This window comes from Chryseobacterium sp. KACC 21268 (assembly GCA_028736075.1).
Lineage (GTDB): Bacteria > Bacteroidota > Bacteroidia > Flavobacteriales > Weeksellaceae > Epilithonimonas.
Window position 1 is genome coordinate 2175623 of sequence record CP117875.1, and the last position, 20756, is coordinate 2196378.

Annotated in this window: 20 protein-coding genes; 2 read left to right on the plus strand and 18 right to left on the minus strand. The window is 33.4% G+C overall.

Features of this window, described 5'->3' with window-relative positions:
- Position 1 precedes the first annotated feature (1 nt).
- From PQ459_10070 to PQ459_10150, 17 genes are all read right to left on the minus strand, one after another.
- Complete coding sequence (locus PQ459_10070; protein ID WDF45244.1) at positions 2 to 1612, minus strand: hypothetical protein; 1611 nt, start codon at positions 1610 to 1612, stop codon at positions 2 to 4.
- A 1-nt stretch (position 1613) separates the two neighbouring features.
- Complete coding sequence (locus PQ459_10075) at positions 1614 to 3386, minus strand: hypothetical protein (GenBank protein ID WDF45245.1); 1773 nt, start codon at positions 3384 to 3386, stop codon at positions 1614 to 1616.
- A gap of 93 nt (positions 3387 to 3479) precedes the next feature.
- Positions 3480 to 6338 (minus strand): hypothetical protein, encoded by a 2859-nt coding sequence (locus PQ459_10080; protein ID WDF45246.1) that lies wholly within the window; start codon positions 6336 to 6338, stop codon positions 3480 to 3482.
- Positions 6339 to 6414: 76 nt separating this feature from the next.
- Positions 6415 to 7047: a hypothetical protein gene (locus PQ459_10085; protein ID WDF45247.1), complete on the minus strand. Its 633-nt coding sequence runs from the start codon at positions 7045 to 7047 to the stop codon at positions 6415 to 6417.
- Positions 7048 to 7051: 4 nt separating this feature from the next.
- Positions 7052 to 7585, minus strand: a complete 534-nt coding sequence (locus PQ459_10090; GenBank protein WDF45248.1) for a hypothetical protein — start codon at positions 7583 to 7585, stop codon at positions 7052 to 7054.
- A 62-nt stretch (positions 7586 to 7647) separates the two neighbouring features.
- Positions 7648 to 11004 carry a hypothetical protein gene (locus tag PQ459_10095; protein ID WDF45249.1) on the minus strand — a complete coding sequence of 1119 codons (3357 nt, stop codon included), beginning with the start codon at positions 11002 to 11004 and terminating at the stop codon, positions 7648 to 7650.
- Positions 10988 to 11590: a hypothetical protein gene (locus tag PQ459_10100; protein ID WDF45250.1), complete on the minus strand. Its 603-nt coding sequence runs from the start codon at positions 11588 to 11590 to the stop codon at positions 10988 to 10990. The genes PQ459_10095 and PQ459_10100 overlap by 17 nt, the downstream gene beginning before the upstream one ends.
- The gene (locus tag PQ459_10105) at positions 11547 to 11840 is read right to left on the minus strand and encodes a hypothetical protein (GenBank protein ID WDF45251.1); all 294 of its coding nucleotides are present in this window, start codon (positions 11838 to 11840) and stop codon (positions 11547 to 11549) included. The genes PQ459_10100 and PQ459_10105 overlap by 44 nt, the downstream gene beginning before the upstream one ends.
- Before the next feature lie 4 nt (positions 11841 to 11844).
- Positions 11845 to 12318 (minus strand): hypothetical protein, encoded by a 474-nt coding sequence (locus PQ459_10110; GenBank protein WDF45252.1) that lies wholly within the window; start codon positions 12316 to 12318, stop codon positions 11845 to 11847.
- A gap of 56 nt (positions 12319 to 12374) precedes the next feature.
- Positions 12375 to 13271, minus strand: coding sequence for a hypothetical protein (locus PQ459_10115; GenBank protein ID WDF45253.1), 897 nt, complete (start codon positions 13269 to 13271; stop codon positions 12375 to 12377).
- A gap of 22 nt (positions 13272 to 13293) precedes the next feature.
- Positions 13294 to 13869, minus strand: coding sequence for a hypothetical protein (locus tag PQ459_10120; protein ID WDF45254.1), 576 nt, complete (start codon positions 13867 to 13869; stop codon positions 13294 to 13296).
- Positions 13869 to 14471 (minus strand): hypothetical protein, encoded by a 603-nt coding sequence (locus PQ459_10125; GenBank protein WDF45255.1) that lies wholly within the window; start codon positions 14469 to 14471, stop codon positions 13869 to 13871. Before PQ459_10125 ends, PQ459_10120 begins: the two co-directional genes overlap by 1 nt.
- A gap of 17 nt (positions 14472 to 14488) precedes the next feature.
- Entirely contained in the window at positions 14489 to 14779 is a 291-nt protein-coding gene (locus tag PQ459_10130) for a hypothetical protein (protein WDF45256.1), read from the minus strand.
- Between the two features lie 64 nt (positions 14780 to 14843).
- Entirely contained in the window at positions 14844 to 16124 is a 1281-nt protein-coding gene (locus PQ459_10135) for a hypothetical protein (GenBank protein ID WDF45257.1), read from the minus strand.
- Between the two features lie 12 nt (positions 16125 to 16136).
- Complete coding sequence (locus PQ459_10140) at positions 16137 to 17018, minus strand: hypothetical protein (protein WDF45258.1); 882 nt, start codon at positions 17016 to 17018, stop codon at positions 16137 to 16139.
- A complete protein-coding gene (locus PQ459_10145) occupies positions 16999 to 17139 on the minus strand; it encodes a hypothetical protein (GenBank protein ID WDF45259.1) in 141 nt (46 codons plus the stop codon). Before PQ459_10145 ends, PQ459_10140 begins: the two co-directional genes overlap by 20 nt.
- Positions 17126 to 18190 (minus strand): phage portal protein, encoded by a 1065-nt coding sequence (locus PQ459_10150; protein WDF48715.1) that lies wholly within the window; start codon positions 18188 to 18190, stop codon positions 17126 to 17128. Before PQ459_10150 ends, PQ459_10145 begins: the two co-directional genes overlap by 14 nt.
- Before the next feature lie 447 nt (positions 18191 to 18637).
- Here PQ459_10150 and PQ459_10155 point away from each other — a divergent pair, with 447 nt between their 5' ends.
- Both PQ459_10155 and PQ459_10160 read left to right on the plus strand, forming a co-directional pair.
- On the plus strand, positions 18638 to 18967 hold the full coding sequence (locus PQ459_10155) for a hypothetical protein (GenBank protein ID WDF45260.1): 330 nt from the start codon (positions 18638 to 18640) through the stop codon (positions 18965 to 18967).
- 61 nt (positions 18968 to 19028) lie between these two features.
- A complete protein-coding gene (locus PQ459_10160) occupies positions 19029 to 20093 on the plus strand; it encodes a hypothetical protein (GenBank protein ID WDF45261.1) in 1065 nt (354 codons plus the stop codon).
- Positions 20094 to 20208: 115 nt separating this feature from the next.
- Here the strand turns inward: PQ459_10160 and PQ459_10165 are convergent, their stop codons facing one another.
- A complete protein-coding gene (locus PQ459_10165) occupies positions 20209 to 20748 on the minus strand; it encodes a 3'-5' exonuclease (GenBank protein ID WDF45262.1) in 540 nt (179 codons plus the stop codon).
- Positions 20749 to 20756 lie beyond the last annotated feature (8 nt).

Consider the following 20756-nt stretch of genomic DNA (forward strand, 5'->3'; position numbering starts at 1 on the left):
GTTAATTGTTTTTGATTTTTATATAATCTTTATCCATAAGAGTGAAAACACAATATGAAGATTGGTTACCACTCAGAATAGTGATGTTATTTGCTCCGGAGTCTAATGTTCTAGAGGATACGAAACTAATACTACCTGTTCCAGACCTCAAAATGACACCTGATGTATTAGGATTTGCCGCACCGATATCAATTGTGCAAGTGTAATTATTGCTTCCAAGATTGATATAAATAACGATGCTATTAAATATCATTTTAGATGCTTCAACTGCCGTTTTCAATGATGACATATTGAAATTTCCAGTTGGAGTGTAAACGTATCTACTCCCGGCAGAATAATATCTTAATTCGCCGCTAGCGTCAGCAAAACAAAGAAATCCAGATTTTCGACCGAATTCATTTGGCACGGCCACCGAGCCTATTTCTGATCCAAAAACTAAGGAATTGAACTTTCCACGACCAACAACATCAAGCGTTTCCGCTGGATTTGTGGTGCCAATTCCGATTCTACCTCCAGATGACTGGTAGATAATAGAATTGATGAATTTCAGTCCGTTCCAGATTGGAACAAACAAATTTGTAAGTCCACTAAAATCGATTGATTCGAGTTTATTCCAGTGAGCCGCACTCATCGTTCCTCGCTGCGATGTAGATGCTTCTTTTACATCAAGTGGAGTAGTGGATCCATTACCAGTGAATACAGTTGAAAGATTTAGTGAAACGATTCCACCTTCACCTGACATTTTCACAATATCTATCAGATCAGTTTCAGGATCGTAAACGGCAAAAAAAGTCATTTTAGGTTTTAAAACGAAAGGTGTATTTATTCCTGAAAATCCTTTCAATAAACCATCGGAATCACTAGCATTAATTTGTATATCTGCGTTTGAGTTATTGTAAAATCTGAAAAGAAATGATCTCGAACTTTCTTCTGAAAATAAAACATTCGATATTATAGTCGGTGATGCACTGTTTTTTGGCGTTTGATTGAGATAAAAGCATTGTCTTTTATCATTGAATTCAACAATAAAAGAAGTTCCTTTGATGAATATTATTTTCTTCCAGTTGTCTTCTACTTTTTCTTTATATCCGGCTAATAGATTTGGATCGATGTATTGACCTTCTGGAGTTACTGTAATTCTTTTAATCAATAATGCTCCAGCTGGAATATCTGGATCTTTCGCTTCGAAACCTTCTTCACCTTCAGCTAAATAAAATAGATCTGCAGTTGGCAATGCATAAAGTATCACGACTTTTATTTTATCAGCTGAAACCGGTGTGTAATTTAGAATTGTAGTATCATAAACTGAATATGATACATTATTGAAGTATATTTTATTTTCGCCGGAAACATCTAAGTTAATAATGACAGTACTGGCAGTCGTTTCGATGGTGCCAATTTTATCGATGTAGGTAACATCCGATGCATTAGATATTCCGAGTTTAATTCTTAGAGAATCAATATCCTGTTGGATTAAATTTGATCCGTTTTTTTCAAGCTTCTCATCATTAATTAACGTCAGAGTTTCCGCGACTCTTTCGCAGGTATTTTCTCCGATTTCTTTTGCATCTCGGATAATTTCTATTTTGGCTTGTTTGCTTTCTACACTCATATTATCCTATTTCTGGTTCTATATATGTTGCTGAGACATTAGGAGCTGCTAATTCGTAATAGTCTGGTGTTGCACCGAAACTTAATCCTGCTTGCGATTCTGTGTATCGTCCATATATGATTGATACTGCAGTTACATTGACAAAACAATCCTGATAGATTCCAGCTGGAATATTTACTGCGACACTTTTATGAACATCAGTATTAATTGGCGTTGCATTGGTCAACGTAATTGGAAGTCCAAAAGAGAATGTACTGTAAAGAATTTTTGAGTTGTCTTTTTTTGTTGCAACCGTATTTGCAAATCCAATGAAATCATTTCCTACTACGTGTAAATCAAAAAGAGTTTCTCCATTCGAAGATGGTCTCACATTGTCGATATAAATTGAAGCTTGAACTCTGATATATTTTAGTTCATTGGAGATGATTTCAGAGTTATCTGTGAAGGTTATTATCAATCTGAAAATGTTCTCACCAACATTGAAATTTGGAACTGTAAAATCCTGATCTAAATTACTGTACTCAGTAAATGGAGTAGTATCGGATCTTCTTTGCCAACTGTATGCTAAAACGGTTTTATTTGCAAAATCAAAATCTCTAATCTTAACTTTTCCTTGTGTGAGATTTCCTGATAAATCAATTTGAGATTCATCCTCCCAAGATAAATTCACAAATGCATCAGGTTCTATAGGTTTATCCAAAACGGTGAAATTCCAATCTGTAATCTCAGAAATACCGACCCAATAAACTCGCTGAATAGGAGTGTTGCAACCTGCTTTACCTCCATCAACTAAAATGAAGTATTCACCATTTGAAAAATCATTGTCAAAATCAACAAAAAGTTGATTGTTAAAACTATTTGGTTTTTTAGATTCGACTAAATTCCCATTTTTATAAAGATGAAATCTGATTGCATCATTAAAAATAAAAATGCTTCTATTGAAAAACACAGTGAATCTTTTGGAGATTTCATCATTAAATTGAAATGTGGTATCGTCCGGATATTCTAATTTTGTAACAAATAATTCTAAGATGATCTGAGATTGTAAATCCAAATATTCATCAATAGGATTACCCTCAAAATCCAGTTGGAAAACATTCGAGTCCTGGATTCTTTCAGCTTTACTTATTTTGGAAGGTGATGATGTATGTCTTTGTTTATCGATATAGATTATGTTATGTCGCAAAGTGCTTACAAGTCTATTGAAAGTAAAGAAGTCAGAAAGATAAAATAGAAATTTATTGATTGGAGTCGTTACGGTCCGTGAGTAAAACTTATTTCCGGAAAGCTGAATGATTTCTTCGTTTTCAGTTTCCTGATCGGAATCATTTTTAAAACATCGCAGCCTGATGACCTGATAGTATGAATGTTCATTATACGGAACTCCTAATAAGTATCCTTCGTTTTTATAATAAAAGAGAGAAGTTTCTTCAACTGAACTTTCTGTACTAAAAAAAGGATATGAATAGATGCTTTTTCCGGATGAGGTAAACTTTAAGAGAACTATTCTTTCACCATAATCTTCACTGGAAATAAATTCATAAATCAATTGATTTTTGCCTGTAATTTCATTCAGAATAGGTCTGATCATGATATCATATCCGTTCTGAAATGTTTTCAAGGTTTTACCACAACTATCGACAATAGATGCAGTGATCGGAGTTTCTGTGTTGAAATTAAATGCGAAATTAGTAAACTGAAGTACAGTTTCATTAGGCAATATCTGAACAAAACCTGCAAACTTATTCAAGAATGCTGAAGTGTTGTCATTCATCAAAGCATCGGAAATGCTTTCGTAGAATTTAAGAAAAGATATATCTATCTCATAATTGCCGTAATCGTAATATGATTCTACAAATGTAATTAATTATTCAAAAGCTTTCGCAAATTTATTTTCGAAAATCATATAATCAATATAAGTGTTTCGTTCTTCCAGTTTCATTTTCAATGTTCCAGTTTTCCAGGTGTAATCTAATTCAAATGGATATCCATATATGATTTCACCAAGAAGATCACAGCACTCAATATATCCACGTCTATTTCCTTCTGGATCCAGACTATTGTAATCTGCCATCAATTGTAAAAACTTTTCAAATTCGGCATATACTTCAACCTCCTTAAATTTTGGTGATAGTATCGGACTTGGAAGATTAATGCAATTTACAGATCCCATTTCCTTGATCAGTATCCCATTAGTTTTTTGGGTTTCCAGCGGTGGATTGTTTTTGAAATATAAATTATTGATCGTTTTATCCCGGCTAAATACGCAAGCTGTAGAAAAGAAGTTGGTCCATCTTTCAAAGTTTCGTCTAATGCTATAATCCAAATTGGGATATAGAGTAGGTGATGATAGATTTTGTATCAGTTCAAAGCCTTCATCAGTTGCAGTCATATATTCCACATCCTGATAAATATAATGAATTGTAATTGCTGAGGTTTCGTTGATCGTCGGCGTGTGTCCGATTGGTTCCAAAGTCAATGTTACTTGAGTGATGGAAACGATCTTATATTGTCCGGAATTGGATCCTTCTTTAATTTCGAATAAGTCACCAACTCGCAAACCGCGCATATTCCAATTGATGACAACATCACTAGTTGAAGAATTATCACTGAAATTTGAAAGTAAAAGATTTCCTCCGGATATCGACATCTGGAGATTGGCGCTGAACTCACAAACTACGTTATCAGAAATTGGAACGATCGAATTAATGAAAACTTTATCATCATCATCGTCGGCCGTTGCTGGTGTTTTAGTTTCCAGATCAACAATTGCTTGAGCCGAAAAGCCTGATCTTACATATTTAATGCTTCGTTCAAATTTATTTTCAACCTTGGAATTTGGCAAACTCCATTCTGCGAGAGTATGGATGTCGTTTGTTGTATTTTTTGAAAGTCTATTTGTTTCGTAAGTATCATAACCAATCATCACATTATTGATCTTAAATCGATCATTCCATAATTCTTTGTACTGCTTTCCAGCAACCATTTCGAAAGATCCAAGTTTTACCGGTCTGTAAAAATCTTTGTATTCTCCAAAATAAATTTCTTTTTCGTTGATCTCGTAATCAGCACACGATTCAATGGCCATTGAATTCTCAAAAGCATCTTGGAAATTTGTTACGAAAGGGCGCGTGTATTCCAGACCTACCCACGCGGAACCGGACCAGTAACATAGTCCGAAAGGTTCGATCATTTTATTGGTATTGTAGATCAATTCTCCGATCGTAATTCCTGCAGGTTGGGTATTTGAAATTAAATTGACCTGAGTAATATTATTTTCATCGAGGAAAATCCATTTTAAACCATTCCAGAAATAATATCCTAAAGTCATAGAATCCTCTAAAGTATTGTTCACTATTTCACCAACGTAAGTTCCTTCTGGAAATGTATCGGAAATCAACTCTTTAGAATTGGAAGTATTGATTGAAAGTAAAGCGCGATTCCAGCAAACATTATTGTAATGTTCACCGCCAACATCGAACAAAGGAGCATTTACGGGAACACCTTTTATAAACTTACTGCATTGCTTTAAAACGTCGATATAACGAACGGTACTCAATACATTATCTAATGCTTTTTGAGTGGTTTTAATGTCAATAGTGAAGTTACTGATGGTGTGTGTAAAGTCAACGATATCTCCACCGGTTTTGTGCTGAATAAATGAATTGAAGAAAACCCAAATCTTTGCGCCAATTGGTAGATTTGGAATTTTAATGACTTGCTTTTCGATGTTAAAATCAAAGTTACCATCGTGAGATCCTATTTGACTTGTGAAGAAAACCTCACCTCCCATATCTCCGGTTCTTGGACCAATAGCATTTGTACTTCCAGGAATCTCGAACATATTATAACCCCAACAAACTTGGAAGTTCGTACAGGCAATTCCACCGGTAGCGGATCCGCCGCCGTGCGACCCTTGTATTTTAACGTTAAAATTTTCAATTGTGATCTCAGTGTCAACCATAAATTTAGTTGAGTTGACAAATGCAAACATATTTTTTGCTACACTGTCAGCAGCTGCCATCATTTCTTGTGCATTCGTATCCCATTGATCTTTTGTCATTGTGATGTGATGCAGTTCCGATCCTGTAGTGTTGGAGTTCGTAATCTCTGAAACTACATTGTTGGCACAAGGATTAAAATAGGAATAAAGTGTATCCTTATCAGTAGCACTAAAAACTCTTTGATTCCAGGTTTCTTTAACGCTCCAAAATGAACGTGTAAAAATTGGTAGAGATCTTCTAAGAACTTTTAAGGTTGGCGCCGGACTGATTGGTTTTCCATTTATATCTTTTGTGGAAAATAAATCTATGCTTGTAGAAAGTTGCTTTTTGTAATCTGTAATATTTGTGTTTTGGATAAGAGTACACCCAAAATAAGTATTACCATCAGTATCAGGATTTGCCATATCCAAAACACCAATTATAAATTCCGAATTGTTTTTCTTTAGCACATATTCGATTTCGCCTTCAAAACCATATTTCTTGTATGTTTCAAGAATGAAAGCAAATCCATTGTTTAGATAATTGGTTTGTTGGCCTTGTGGATTAAGGTCCTGTTTGAAGTCTACACGTTCATATCCTGTATCTGAATAGAACATTAGATTTTGTATCTCGTTTCCATAAACGATGTCACGGCCGAAACGACCTTCATTTTGTTTAATAACAAAATTAGCAACATCGAATCCGGAAGGTTCTGTAATCTGGTAAAGATCCTCTTTACCCAAACTTTTGAATCTTAGAAAATGCGAAAATGCATTAGTGTCAATTGGATTATTTATTTCTCATTGCCGTGATCGGGAATTAAATTTTATTTTTTAAATTAAAATCGATGAATAGATAAGTCATATATCTCAAAAGTATTTGACCGCTTTCCTTTGACCAATACTGAAAAAAAAAGTATTTGAGTTTAGTATTGTCTAATTCATTTAATTTGTAAATATTATAAATATTTTTTCTTAACGAAACAACTTTAACTTTTAAAATATTTCTAGATAGGAATAATACGAGATCTTCCTGAGTCAATTCTATTGAATTATTTGAAATATAGGAATTAGTACTTTTAGCTGGATTTTGAAATTGGAATTTCTTTTTTATATCATCCTCAAAAAGAATTATAAAATAATCACCAGATACTAATTTTATATCACTCCCACGTAGGAATATGTCCATATAAGCATAACCATTGTGATTGACAAAGCTTAATCCGAAATATTCTAAAGTACTATTAGATTCTACATATAATTTGAAAATTGTTGAAAAATCATTTTTAGTGAAAGATTCATCAATGCCATAACCTACCCTCGTAAATTCGATAGTTTTAGTTTCTTCAAATTCATCATAGAGCAATGAAATTTGAGTGTTATTTATCAATTCTGCAGGTAAATTATTGAAATCTAAATTTTCAAATTCAATTTTTTGTAAATCTAATTTCATATCACTAATTTAATTCTGTTAGTTTGTTGTATCTCATAGCATCAAAAAAGTCTATAAAATAACTTTGATTTTTATTTTTCAATTCAAACGTTGAATTTTCTCCACTTCTACCATTTGTAAATCTAAATTTTATTATTTTATTTTTTGATAATATTTCTTTATTTTCTTCCGAAAGTATGAAAGCAGAATTACCTGAGCAATTGTAACTGCTAAATGAATTTAATTTTAATTTATTTTTATTTTCAAATAAAAAATCTACTTCATCATTTTCAAAACAACTACCAATATTGGTAATCTCAATCATAAAATATGGTGTGCTTAAATTTTCCTCTATGACAGGTTTTATATTAATAAAACTCGATTCGTTATCATTTTTTAAAAAAAGATAATGAGAGGGTATAAATATCTTTGTTCCATCCATCTCATCAAATTTCGAAGTAATTGTTAGGATATCTTCAGAAATATCACCGTTATTTCTATTTTGAGAAAAACAGATTATTGAACAAGAAAGTAGAATAGTTAATAGTATTTTTTTCATAAGAACAATTTTCACGAAATTACGATTAATCTATATAATGAAATTACGGGAAACCGTAAGATTTAAACTTTTTTTCCTATGTGTCGAACTCTATTATAAAAGTCTTGACCTCTATTATTATTGATCGTGATATTTGTTTTATTATTTTTTATTGCTGAAACTATTTTTGCTCCCGTTTTATCAAATCTTTTTTCCATCTCATCATAATCAATTTTTGATTCTGAATTCGTGTTATTAAAATCTAATATTTGAATTCTTCTCATTGGTTCAGCGAAAGCTGTATCTCTAATCATTGCGGAAAGATCAGCCGGGATGATCTTGTCACCTTTTACAACATCAGTAAATCTTGCGCCTCCAGTACTTCCAAGCGTTTTGATATTACCATTTTTGTCAGTATGGATCTCTGGTCCTAATTCATCAACTATAGCTTTTCCCGTATAGGGAACGAAGTCAGATCCTTCAGCAAATAAGCTTATTCCAGCAATTTGAGATACGTTCTGTAAACCAGCAATAATGGCTAAAGCAGCGGCGGCAGCTCCTAATCCTGGACCGACTACTGGAATTCCTGCTAAAGCATTGTAAGATGAGTTAGCCATCTCATAAGTAGTCATCGTTGCACGCGCAATAGCAGCTGCTTTTCCTATCTCTGATTGCTCACCTACAACACTGATGAAAGTGTCAAGGCCTTGATATAATAGTTGCTTTTCTGAGTCAGCAACGATGGTGTCCATCTGGATTTTATTTGCAGATAAATCATCTTTTAACCTCTTTTCTTCCTCACTACCTTTTGTTGCTTCTTCAAGCTTTTTTTGAATAGATTTTTCTTCCTCTTTTAAGTCGTTAACCTTTTGAGCTGTAGATTCTTTGTTCTGTAGATTGAAAAATCTTTTATTCCTTTTTTCTTCATCATCAATAACCTTGAATTTATAATTGTGAAGATCCTCGTTATTTTTTTTAATCGCTTTATTTGTTTCTTCAGTCTGCTTTCTTACTGATTGTAAATATCTAAATTCATTTGCTGTCAGTTTATCATTGTATTTAATTTTCCATTCGAGTTTTTCTTCATCGATTTCAAATTCTTCCTTTAATGCTTTTAGATGTACTGCTTTTATAAGACTTAATCTTTCATTTTCTAATTTTACTAGCTTATCTGTTAAGTTTTTTATATTCTCTAAATATGATCTTTGATTGAAATCAAAAAGTTCCAATTCAAATTTTGCGAATTCGGTTTTTATTTTTTTTAATGCATTTTGTTTTTCTCTTTCAATTTTTATTTGATCCTCACTACTTCTCTGCATAATTAATTTATAATCATCAGAATTTTTTGTGATTCCAATAAGGTTTTTTTGTAATTCAAGTTGAGAAATTGCCATTTTTCGGGCGGAAATATCTTCGACAAACTTGATGTTATCTTCTGCCAAATTCCTTTCTTGTTCATAATTGGAAATCAGAGAATCTATTTCAGCTTTCTTAACATTTATTGAAAGTTCAATCACTTTTTTAGCGTGATCTTCAGCTTCTTTTTGCTCTCTTTCCCTTCTTTCTTTGGCTTTTTTTGCAGCTTCTTCACGTTGTTTTTCTAGTTTTTCACGATTAGCTTCACCTTTTTCGACGATCTTATTGTTTGCGTTAACAGTTTTTTCAGTGAACTTATTATGTTCATTCATTAATTCATAATATCCTGAAAGAGTCTCACTATAATGTGAAAATTCTTCATCTCTATTTTGAGATCTAGCTTCAGCCAAAGCCTTGAAGGCATTGAAATAATCATTTTCATTTTGATTTTTTCTTCTTAAATCTGTAAGTTCAGCCTTGGTAATATTTGTTTTTGATAGAAGGTCATTCTCAGCGATTCTTAAAGCTTCTCTAGCATTTTTCGCACGCTCGCTAAAATTTTGTTTTTCCAATTCTTCAGCTTTTTTTAATGCTCCCAAACGTTGTTCTTCTGATTTGGTTCTATCCTTTGATTGAATTATTAAAGCTTCGATTTGACCTTGTATTTTTGCATTCTGGATTGATTGACCTTCCATATTATCTTCGAGATCTTGTTGAGCTTTTTTAAGTTCAGCAGCAGCGATTGCAGCATCTTTCATTGCGCCCCCTAATCCGGAAAATGTTTCTGAAAGTGATTTTGCACCGGTAACTAAACCTATAATTGCATTTTTAACAACATTGAAAGCTCCACTAATACCCGCAATTGCTTGTTCAACGACATCTACAATCGGTGTAAATTCTTTAAAAATGTAAATCAAAGCTCCAATGGCCAATACAATAAGCGTAATTGGCGCTAGCAGTATTCCCAGTGCTACATTTAAAATTCCAGTTGCACCCGCGGCCGTAATTTCTGCGGCGGCGGCTGTTTCAGATGCTCCGGCTAATGCAATTTGTGATGTAGCTAGACCTTTCGAAGATACAGAAGATGCATTTTTAACAACTGTTTGCGTTTGAGTTGCGGCGGTTTGCGCTACAGTTGCAGTTCTGGAAGCTGTAGCAAAACCTATTTCAGCTTTTTCAGCAACTGTTTTTTCAGTAGTTGCTATTGTTGATAATTCAGATGCTCCAGCTAAAGCAATCTGAGATTCTTCAGCTACCTTGGAAGCTTTACCATAACCAAGCATATTTTTAGCACCATTAATAACTGATGTGCTAACATTGTCAACTGCACCTTTTGCAACTTGATAACCTTGTACAAAACCAGCTACGGCTTTCTCCCCATCATTTATAACACCTACGAAATTCCCAGAAGCAATATTACTTCTCAAGCTATTGATATTATCTCCTAATCCTTTGAAGTGTTCAGCTAGTTCCTCCGAGTAGCTACCAACCAAGGCTCTGTTATCACCAGCAGCTTTTGACATTGCACGATAATCATCATTGAGCTCTTTAGATCTTTTGGAAGCTTGAATAAATGCTATCTCAACATTTTTATATTCATCAGATGTACCTTTTCCGGCTTGCTTTAAAAGAACTAATTCTGCTCCCAACTCCTTTGATTCACGAGTTGACTTTGCGATATTAGCATTCAAACGTTCTAAGGCACTAGAATTTTCATCGTTTAGTTTTATATTTTCTTTGTTAAGCTGATTTTGTTTTTGAATTTGGAGATTTACGGCTGCTAATTTTTTACCTTCTTCATTCATCGCAAAAGTCAATCTGTCATTTGCAGCTTTTAATTTGTCTTTTGTAGCTACAACTTTTTTATTGTTGTTATCAACTTGTGTCTGGATTTGATTTGTTTTTTCCTGAACTTCCAGGTAATTCCTAATAGAAGCAGTACTCTTAGTGTATTGTTTAGCTTCTTCTTCTTTTGATACAGCTAAATCTAGAGAAATCTTCAAAAGCTTTTTCATTTCTTCAGTAAGCTCAGTAACTTCTTCAATATGTTTTTTTAGACCAGGAAAACTAACTTCTTTTGGCATTTTTGTGTTGTTTTTCGATTTGATTTAGGATTGCACACCATTCTGTAACCACCATTTTAAAACGGTCCACAGTATAGCCTTCTTTACGAATCATTGCCAATGACATTTCGAAATTGGCGTGACCTTCACCATCATCTTTATTGTCCTTATTCTCAGAGAATATCTTATTAATCTCATTTTTCAAAAGGGAAATTTTTAAATTGATGGTTTCCTTTTTTACTCTATATTTTTTGAGATAAAAATCAACGTCAACACCAGCATTTATAGAGATTTGAATAGCAGATAAAACATCCATTTGGCTGATGAGGTAAACTGTTTTGATTTTCTTTCCTAGCATCATCAATGAAATTTTATTGTTTGATACTTTCAGAAATTCATCAAGGATCTCAATCCATAGATTTTGGAGAATAAAGTCTGGAACTTTTGAATTAGGATTCTTTTTTAAAAAAGAGAGATCTCCGTTCATAGCCTCATTGAAATTATGAATTGGCAAAACATTACACTTGTCGTATAATTCGAAAACCTCTCTGTTAATGAAGAAACTAAGAAGCTTTTGGACGATCTTTCTTTTTGATAGGAGTTTCATTTTCTTTAATTTCATCTGTAGTTTCTACTTTTTCCTTATCGGTTTTTTGTACATACAGGACTTCTTTTCCATCCGGTGTAAAATAGCAGCATATCTTCAGATCATCGTTCAGATCAGTTTCTTTTCGTACGAAAATAGTATCAGTAGCCTTGTGAACATATACTACGTGAAGATCTCCAGTTTCTTTTGTTAGTTTTTCGGCTTCTTTCAATTTTTGTTTGAAACCGACTTTATTTTTGCAATTGCACATAACGTTAAATATTTAGATTTTTGATTAATAGATTTGAACATTTATCCTGGGCCACATCTACAACATCATCCATATTTTCACTTTGGATTCCGAAAAGATCTTCAGGATCGAAGGAAGTAACTGGACTTGAATTTTTATCGAAGAAATCGAATAAATCTTTTTTGTGAGGACTGTCAGAATCTACTGTAAAAGTCAGATCGTTATTCTTTTCATTGATGATAGATTTTGTCTGTTTGTAGAAATCTCCAGTATCATTGAAAGTATAATGAGTTCCGGCTTGCTTACGACCTCCAGATAAAACCTCTGTCATTTCTGAATATGTTCCAACAATATTTCCATTAGAATCCTGACCTTTTTCCCATTGCTTAGTTTGAAGTTCAGGAATAGTTTTATCTGTTTCTAATTCTGTTTTAAGATCAGAAACATATTTTGCAGGCGTGTAGGCCGTGACGTTCTCTATGTATTCGTAGATGGTCATTATTTTAAAAAAGCGGTAGAATAACCACCGCTTTTTTTTATTTTAATGTTAATGGATTATGGAAAAGTCAATTGCAAAACATTCGATTGGTAGAATGCTTCATCAAGAATATCGACAACATTAGTCTCATCGGCTGAATCGTAAAGATCAACTAAGTAATCTCCATTAGCCGCCGCGATCGGAATGTTATATTCTCCATTAATTTCGGTCACAACTGATGCAACAACTGAATTATCAGAAGCTTTTCTCACTCTAAATTTCTGAGCTAATCCGGAAACTTGAGATGAATTGTCACATCCTGAAACCAATTGAACTTTTACGGCTGCAGCTGCTTGAGAAACTTTCAAAATGGTTACATCTTGAATACCATTGACATCAATCAAACTATCATCAACTAAGAAGCTTCGTCTAGTATTAAATCCTGCAGTTCCGTTTTGATCCAATTGGATGTCAACTGTAAACATTGAGATTTTAGAACCTCCATCATTGAAAGTTGGATTGTTTACGGAAATATCACTAACGCTAAATCCATTCAACATCTCATCCTTATTATCAAAGAATAGTTTATCCTCAGAATCTAGAAGAAGAATTTCCCAACCCTTTTGTTTTGCCAATTTGTGCCAATTTGCCAAAAGACATTTGTTTTCTTCAAAACTTAATGTGAACTCAAAAAGACCTTGTGAAATGGTTTTTTTGATCTTGTTAGCAAATGTTTGAACGTTGTTTTTGGCAGCTGCATCAGTGAACTCAAGCATATCATTTAATGCGATTAGCTGACCTGATTTAATGAACTCAGCTCGCGCCTCAGCATCAAAAACTCCATCTGTTAATGAAATCTTTAAGCCTTTTTTCTTCAAGAATGTTTTTACAACATCCTTCAGGGAAACGTCGCACCCGTTGAACCAGGTTCCGATAGTGCTTTTCCCACAATTTAATGTATCTATCTGGATCATTATTTTGTTTTTATTTTTTTGATTAATTATTTTTAGGCATACAGTCAGGCTTAAAATATATGTCGCATTCAAAGATGATTGCATCCCATATATCAACTTGTCCACTGTCTTGTTGAGAATTCACAGAATAATTTGGAAAAAATTTCTGACTGTGAGAATTATTCTTATCCATCCAAATATATTTCTTGAATTTACCTTGAGTCATCAGCTTACAAAACTTTTCAATGATCTGATCAAGGATAAATCTTGTAGTCTGAACTCTAGTCTGGACCAACTTTTCAGAATCGTTATTGATAGCAAAAATGATTTTTAATGATTTGTACGTGTATAACTTTTTAGGAGTGTTATCAGAACTTTCCGTAACCGGATAAATTAACCAGGCTAAAGGATATTTTTCTTTTTTTCCTTGAAGCCAGATATTAAGTTCTTTTTCGGTTCCGAATGCAAATTTCACTTTTGCTGGAGTTTGCATATGATAAGGGTTCTTGATCTTTAAGACTTCACCAAAATCACTATTCAAATATTCTCCAACTGGAAGTTTATACTGATTTCCTAAATCATTAAAAACATTGTTCAAGGCTTTCTCAATCGGTTGCATTAGAATTTGTTTTTAGGTTTGATATGGGAAGGTTTCCACGTTGGGAAATCGTCTTTGTGATCTCTTAAAAACTCATACAGAGAAGTTTGATTTTTCAAACCTCCTACAACTTTCATCTGGAAAGCATTGTAAGCATCAATACGTTTCGGAAATCCTGATACAGTGAATGAATTGGCAGCGGTCAAAATAACCTGACCAACTCCTGTAGTAGAGGTCCTGTTATTGAACATAAAATGATAATATATGTAATCTGCAATGAAAGAAGATTTCAATTCGACATCGGCACCATTGAATTTGAAAGCATCCTTTTGTACGATACCTTTCCATTCTTTTTTCTTTACTACATCACCAACTGTAACCTCGTAGGAATTGCCTTCGATCAACCATTTCAAATGATCCGGAGTATCTTCTTTAAGATTATTTTCATCATCAAAGCATTCTTCCAACTCATTATAAAGTTCTTGACCAAAAACCAAAACCAGACATTGCTTTTCACAGGAAAAAATAAATTTCGAAACCTCCAACGCGATATCACCCATCTCATCGATGTTAGATATTTTAAGTGGTTCGTTTTTAAAAAATGTTAAGTCTGTGAAAAGCATATCTGGTTATTTTTTGATTAGTCTTCTAGATCAGTGTCTACTTTTGGAGTAAACTCTTTTGCAACTCCGTTGCTTACATAAAGATCTCTCATCACTTGAGAAATATTTGTAAGCTTTTGACCTTTTTTAAAGCCGCGGAAATCGCCGAAAAATTCAACATTGTACATCTTTGTCAAGTCGATTTTGTGAACTTTGTCAGCAGCTTTCTTTGCTTTTTCCTGATATCCGTTATAGACATCGGCTAATGATTTGGGACCACCTTTTTTTGTGTCCACTTTAACTTCTGGTGTATCTTCTGTTCCAGCCATTGTATTGTTGTTTTAGAATTAATTAAAATTTGATTTACACTTTTGATTTGGTATCACAGCTGAATTAGTCAGCTGTGATACCTGCTTTGATATTGGTGAACGTATCTGAAATAATTCCAGTTCTGGTAGCAACCGGGATGATTACAGCAAAGAATTTCTCTAATCTGTGAGACAATAAGTTTTTGTTACCATCATTGCCAGAATAGAATTCTGTGTAATCTGTAGCCGTATCAAGACCAGCTTTGACAGATGTTTTGAAATCGCCGACTATTAAATCATCGTTTCCTAATTCAACATCAGTTCTAATTTTTACGGAGATATCATCACCGAAATCTATTGAGTTGTTTAGGAGGTTGATGCTGCCTTTGTTTTCTAGCATATAATGTCCATCATCAGCTTTCATTGTTTTAAGATTCTCCCAGGCATATACAGACATTCTCGCAGAATTCGGAGTGTATCCTAACTTTACCAACGATGCAATGACCGCGATAATAGCATCATAGTTGTTCGGGTTTGGGTGAACTGCTTGTGCTGGAACCGGTGTAAATGCAGTAGCATTTGCTTTGATTTTAGCAATTACCAAAGCTGGAAGAACCTTATCGAAATAAGACTGCAAAGTATTCAGGAACGACGTCACAAACATTGCAAAGAATCTTCTCATTTTGGTAGTTGTTTTCCAGATTGTAGCAACTGCTTCAGCTGGTTCATCGATAGCGGCCCAAACTACAGTGGATTCAGGTTTTACAGCACCTTCAGCTGTAACGGCGATATTCACTGTAGAAGTTTCTGAGATTGAAACTAGACGATCAGCATTAAGCGGCAACATATCAATTTCATCAAGGATGTTTGATTTAGGAACCGGCTTTTTTGCGATACCCGGAATAAGCTGTGCAAAGTAATTTCCGATAATGGAAATTGTACCTGCGATACCTGCTCCAGCATTTGCATTTACACCAATTGTATCGGCTTTGATCGTTACTTTTCCATTTAAAGTACCATCTCCACTAGATTTGTGGATTGTTTCCAACTCGTCTTTCAGACCTTTAGCAATGCCAAAACCAGCATTGTCAGGATTGTTTTGAGTATCTTTGATCACTTCACCTTGAGTTTTTACAATTGCTGTAAGATCTTCGAGTTTGGTAATCAAATCGTCTTTTGTCGCCTTTTCGGCTTCTAGTTCGGTTTTGATTGCTTCCAGAGCTTCAGCCGATGCTTTCGTATCGATTTCATCACCCATTTCACTAAGAAATTCAGAGTGCAGTTCTGCCTGTTTTGATGCTTCCATTGCTTTGAAAGCATCTTCAGTTACGTTTTTTGATTTTAAAAAAACTTTAAATTTTTTCATTTTTTTGATTTGTTAAAAAATTAAACTTGAGTAATAGCTTTTTTGAGTGGAAGTATCCGGCTCGGTTTTATTTTCATCAAGTGACTTATCGTCGGCTTGAGTATCTTCGTTTTCGTCGTCATCTTCGTCATCATCATTGTCAGACAATTCAATAACTGGAGTTGTGAAGCAACTGCCTTTTACTACAGCGCTTCCTTCATCTCTAATCTTAGCCTCAGTAACAGCCCAGAAGTAATTGACAGTATCAAGATCTTCTATGTTTACGCACATTGGAGCGAACTTATTCCAATTTTCAACATACTGAGTATAACTTGCATCTCCACTAGCATACTCATCACGCACACAGAAATATTCTTTTACATATCCCATTTTGACTGAATGATTTCTAACAAAACCTTTCAGATATTGATTGTACATATACTCGTTTCGATCTTTGTGAATGGTAGCATCGAAAACTAAACATTCACAATCACCATCATAATTTGGAAATCCTAATTCAGTAAAAGTGAAGGTTTGGGTGTAAGCTTTAACTTCATCTGAAATAATACCCTTGAAAGAAAGATCGTGTTCTTGACATAGATAAATCAGCTTTTTTTCTGAAAGGGATTTTTTCCATATGCCAGGAACGTGAAGATCACAATGAGAATCTAATATATTAGTGGCATTGATGATACATTTGACTTTAAGAACTCCCTTTTCTATTATTTCTTTGTCGGATTCTAAATCTTCAGCTTTTAATCTTTCGCCTTTAGAATTGAGAGCAAATGAGGTAAAACCAAAAGACATCCCGTCAGTTTTTTTACTCTCATTTCTTCTTTGTGCCTTGATCAATGCTTGATTATCCATCAGCCATTTAACTTGGTCCTTTGGGTTGTTAAATTTTTTTATTTCCATCTTTACAGACATTTGAATTTTCTTTTCTTTTTTTCACTTCCTTAAGAAGTTTATCATCATTGTTTTTCTTTGCCAACTTCTTAATTTGGTCGAGATCTTTATCTCTATCAGATGATTCCATATTCGTTGATTTTTGCAGTTAATTCTTCGTGAGTAATTAGTTTCTTATCGAATAATTGAATAAGTAAATCAAGTTTTAATTTGGTCGTTTCAATCTTCGTTTTTTCATTTTCTGCAAAGACCGGAAGATGTGAGTAATCGATATAGATTGTATTTTCCCATTTAAAGAATGTTTGAATTTTCTCGCAGAAGTTTTGTGCTAAAGGCTGAATGATATTTTGAATCACTTCGATCATTGCCATCTGGCGATTCGCGAACTTTGCAGATTCTAGTGTAAGGTTTTGGAATTCTTTAGGTAGATTGTATTTATTTACAATCACACGAGCATCTTCCACGGCCAACTTATCATAATCCAGCTTTTCAAGTCCATCAGATAATGAGAATGCTTTGAGTGGGAGAGTAGAGAACGCCACTCCTAAAGAGTTGTTTCCGATTCCCGTATCCCTTAATTCTTGTTCAAGCTTCTTTTTGTGAGTAGTGGTAATTGGATTCCCATCTTTATCATTTTCGCCGGTACCAACTTCACCATCCAGACCAAAATCATCGAATGTCTTAACATCTAAAGAAACAATTTGAGAACCTGATCGTTTGATCATATTCTCTTTAGCCTGACCGGCTAAAGAGTAGTTCTGTATGTTTTGTTTCAACGCGAGAAGCCGGGAAATACCTATGTATGGTTTCTCCGGGTTTTGGCGAACGTCGAAATATGGAATTACGTTTGAGTACTTGATTCTACTAAAACCAAGTGGACGATAACTAAAGTGCAGCTCGTCATTTTTAGAAAAGAAATTGAAAACGAATGAATAGAGACTATTCCAGTCAATAAAGTCTGGATCGCAATTAAATAATTGAGTTCCTGAATTGAGTTTTGATTCAAAGCCTACAGACTTATTTTGAGGTACAATATAGTTCCAGCCGTGGGAGTAATGATAGTACAACCATTCTTCGATGAACTGTCCGAAATTCTGATTTGAATTTGGATTTCTTAGAAGCTTGATGAGGTCATCAGATTCAGTGACATCATCACCTTTATTGTTTTTGGATTTTAGGATCCCAGATGAAAGTACTTCACCATAAAAAGTGATAGTGCTATCGATTGGATCAATTGCCTGTGAGAGTCGTGTGTAGAAATTTTGCTGAATGTTTTCCCAGGATGACGATGTGATCGCTTGGAAAAGTGGAGAGCTGCTATTATGTAGAAAAGAAAGTCCATTTTCCTGTTTAGAAAATGTTGGAGTATTTCTTTCAAATAAATTTTTAAAGAAACTTATTTCATAATTGCCGTGATCGAGTATTTATTTTTACAAATGTAATAAATTTTTGATATGCAATGATTTATTTTAATAAAAATAGTTCTTGAGACAAGAAGACTGTATAAACAATTATAAACAGAGGTTTTATTTTTAAGTGAAATTTTTTTTAAGAATAATAATGATATTATTCTGGATGTTAGAATTTTATTTTTAATTTTATTGAAAAATAATTAAAATAATAACACCATGACTAAAATTGAAAATGACTTATTAGAGGGATTAGAAAAAGGAAATGATTTACCTATTGTAGTATCTCCTTTTGGTTTCAAGGAACAAAGTTTTGAAGGCAAAAAATATTTAGTTCCTATGACTCAGAATGAATATATCAATTGTATAAAAGAATCAACTGAAATTTCGGATGAGGATAAAGATATAATTTTAGATTATGTAAACAAAAACTCATACCCTAGTTGTTATATGCAAACTGATATGTATTGTTATAGCGTTGGAGGTTGTAGGTGGTGCAGGTATGTTAACTCAAGTGGAGTTCGATTTTGTTATTGCCTTCCACAATAAATATAAAGCGGTGCATTATGCATCGCTTTTTTTTGATTATTTTTACCGAAACTAATATTCTATGGAAAAACTAATTGATCAAGCATCTAAGATTCTTGCTGATACTTCAGATATCATTCTAGATCGTTTTAAAAATCCTTACATAACTGCATTCTCAATCTCGTGGATCATCTTTAACTGGAAAGCTATAATGTTTTTTGTTTTTTCGAAAGGGAACGTGGAATATAAGATTAAACAAATTTCGATTCATCATTCAGACTTATTTCATACTTTCTTATATCCATTTGGAGTGACTATAGTTTATTTATTCGGAGTTCCATATCTAAACCAAGCTAATGAATGGTTCTTGAAAAAATCTGTTAAGAATAGAGCAAATTTTAAGAAGGTTGAATTTGTAGATAAAATAGAACGTGAGAGAGATATTGCAATTGCAATTGACGAACAACAAACTGCAATAAAAAACGCTAGAGAAAGTACTGAACACAATAAATACATTGATGAATTAAAAAATACAATAGATGAGAAAGATAAGATTATTTCGGAACAACGTTCAAGAGATTCTGAGAATAATATGCGTGCTCTAGATGAACAATCCGCTTTACTGAAAAATATTTCGGATCTTCAAACAAAACACAATAAAGAAATTGATAAATTAAGAAATGAACTAAATGAAAAGCAAATAGATAATAATCAAATAATTAGAGAAAATCAAGATCTTAAAATATCAATTGAAAATAAAAATTCTCAATTAAACGATGTGAATTTTAGAGCTGATAAATTCCAAGAAATTCTAAGAGATTCCCAGAACGTAATCGATGTTCAAAAAGAAATTAGATTTAATCAAAGTACTAGCACTAATGCTTTAATGATAAGTTTTGATAATGGAGATAGAATTTTAGAAATAAATACAGATTCTCCATATCCAAAATATATTAATTATAATTTGATGAGAACTCTTTCAATAAAAGACGTTAATGAAAAATTAAAAAGTAATAGTTATTCATTGTCAGCAGCAGCATTAAATGAAGATGATAAAAATAATATTTTAAGTGTTGTTTATAAAAATGATATGGATTTTAATAATAGGACATCTAACGAAATAAATAATGATAATATTTCTAGTTGACCCAAAAGATATTGTTCCGCCACTACGATCTATAGAATGGGATTTTGAAGTTTGTCTCGTAATATTTCTTTTAGTCTGTCATCTTCTGGATAGAAAAAATTAATTCAAAGTGCTTTTATCCTATCAATCTTTTATAAGGTTCAATAGTAGCATAAGTATCACCTAATGCGGAATGCACCTTCTGGTTTACAATTCCGTAATGAGTGCAAAGATTTGGAAGCGAGTAGGATGGAAGTCTCAAAAACCCTTTTGCGATCTTCATTGTATCATCCAAAGGGATCGAATCGAAGAATGTTTTTTCAGTATGAAATCTTGAGCATAGATACTTTATTCGTGGAATATCGAAAGTTGATGAGTTGTGACCGATGATGATTTCAGTATTATGATTTTTGAGAAGGTCAATAACGTTTCCGATCACGTCACAAATGTCAAGACCTTTAGATTCCAGGTCCGATATTGAAATACCATTTACGCCCATCGCATCATCTTTGTATGAAACCAGCTCAATACCACATTCTCTGTAATACGGTTTGATGAGTGATTGATATTCTGCGACCGGGACCAAACTATTATCGGTGATCACAACGGCGATTTCACAAACTCCGTTTTTGCTTAAGGAGAATCCTCCAGTTTCAATGTCTAAAAATGCTTTCATAATTAATT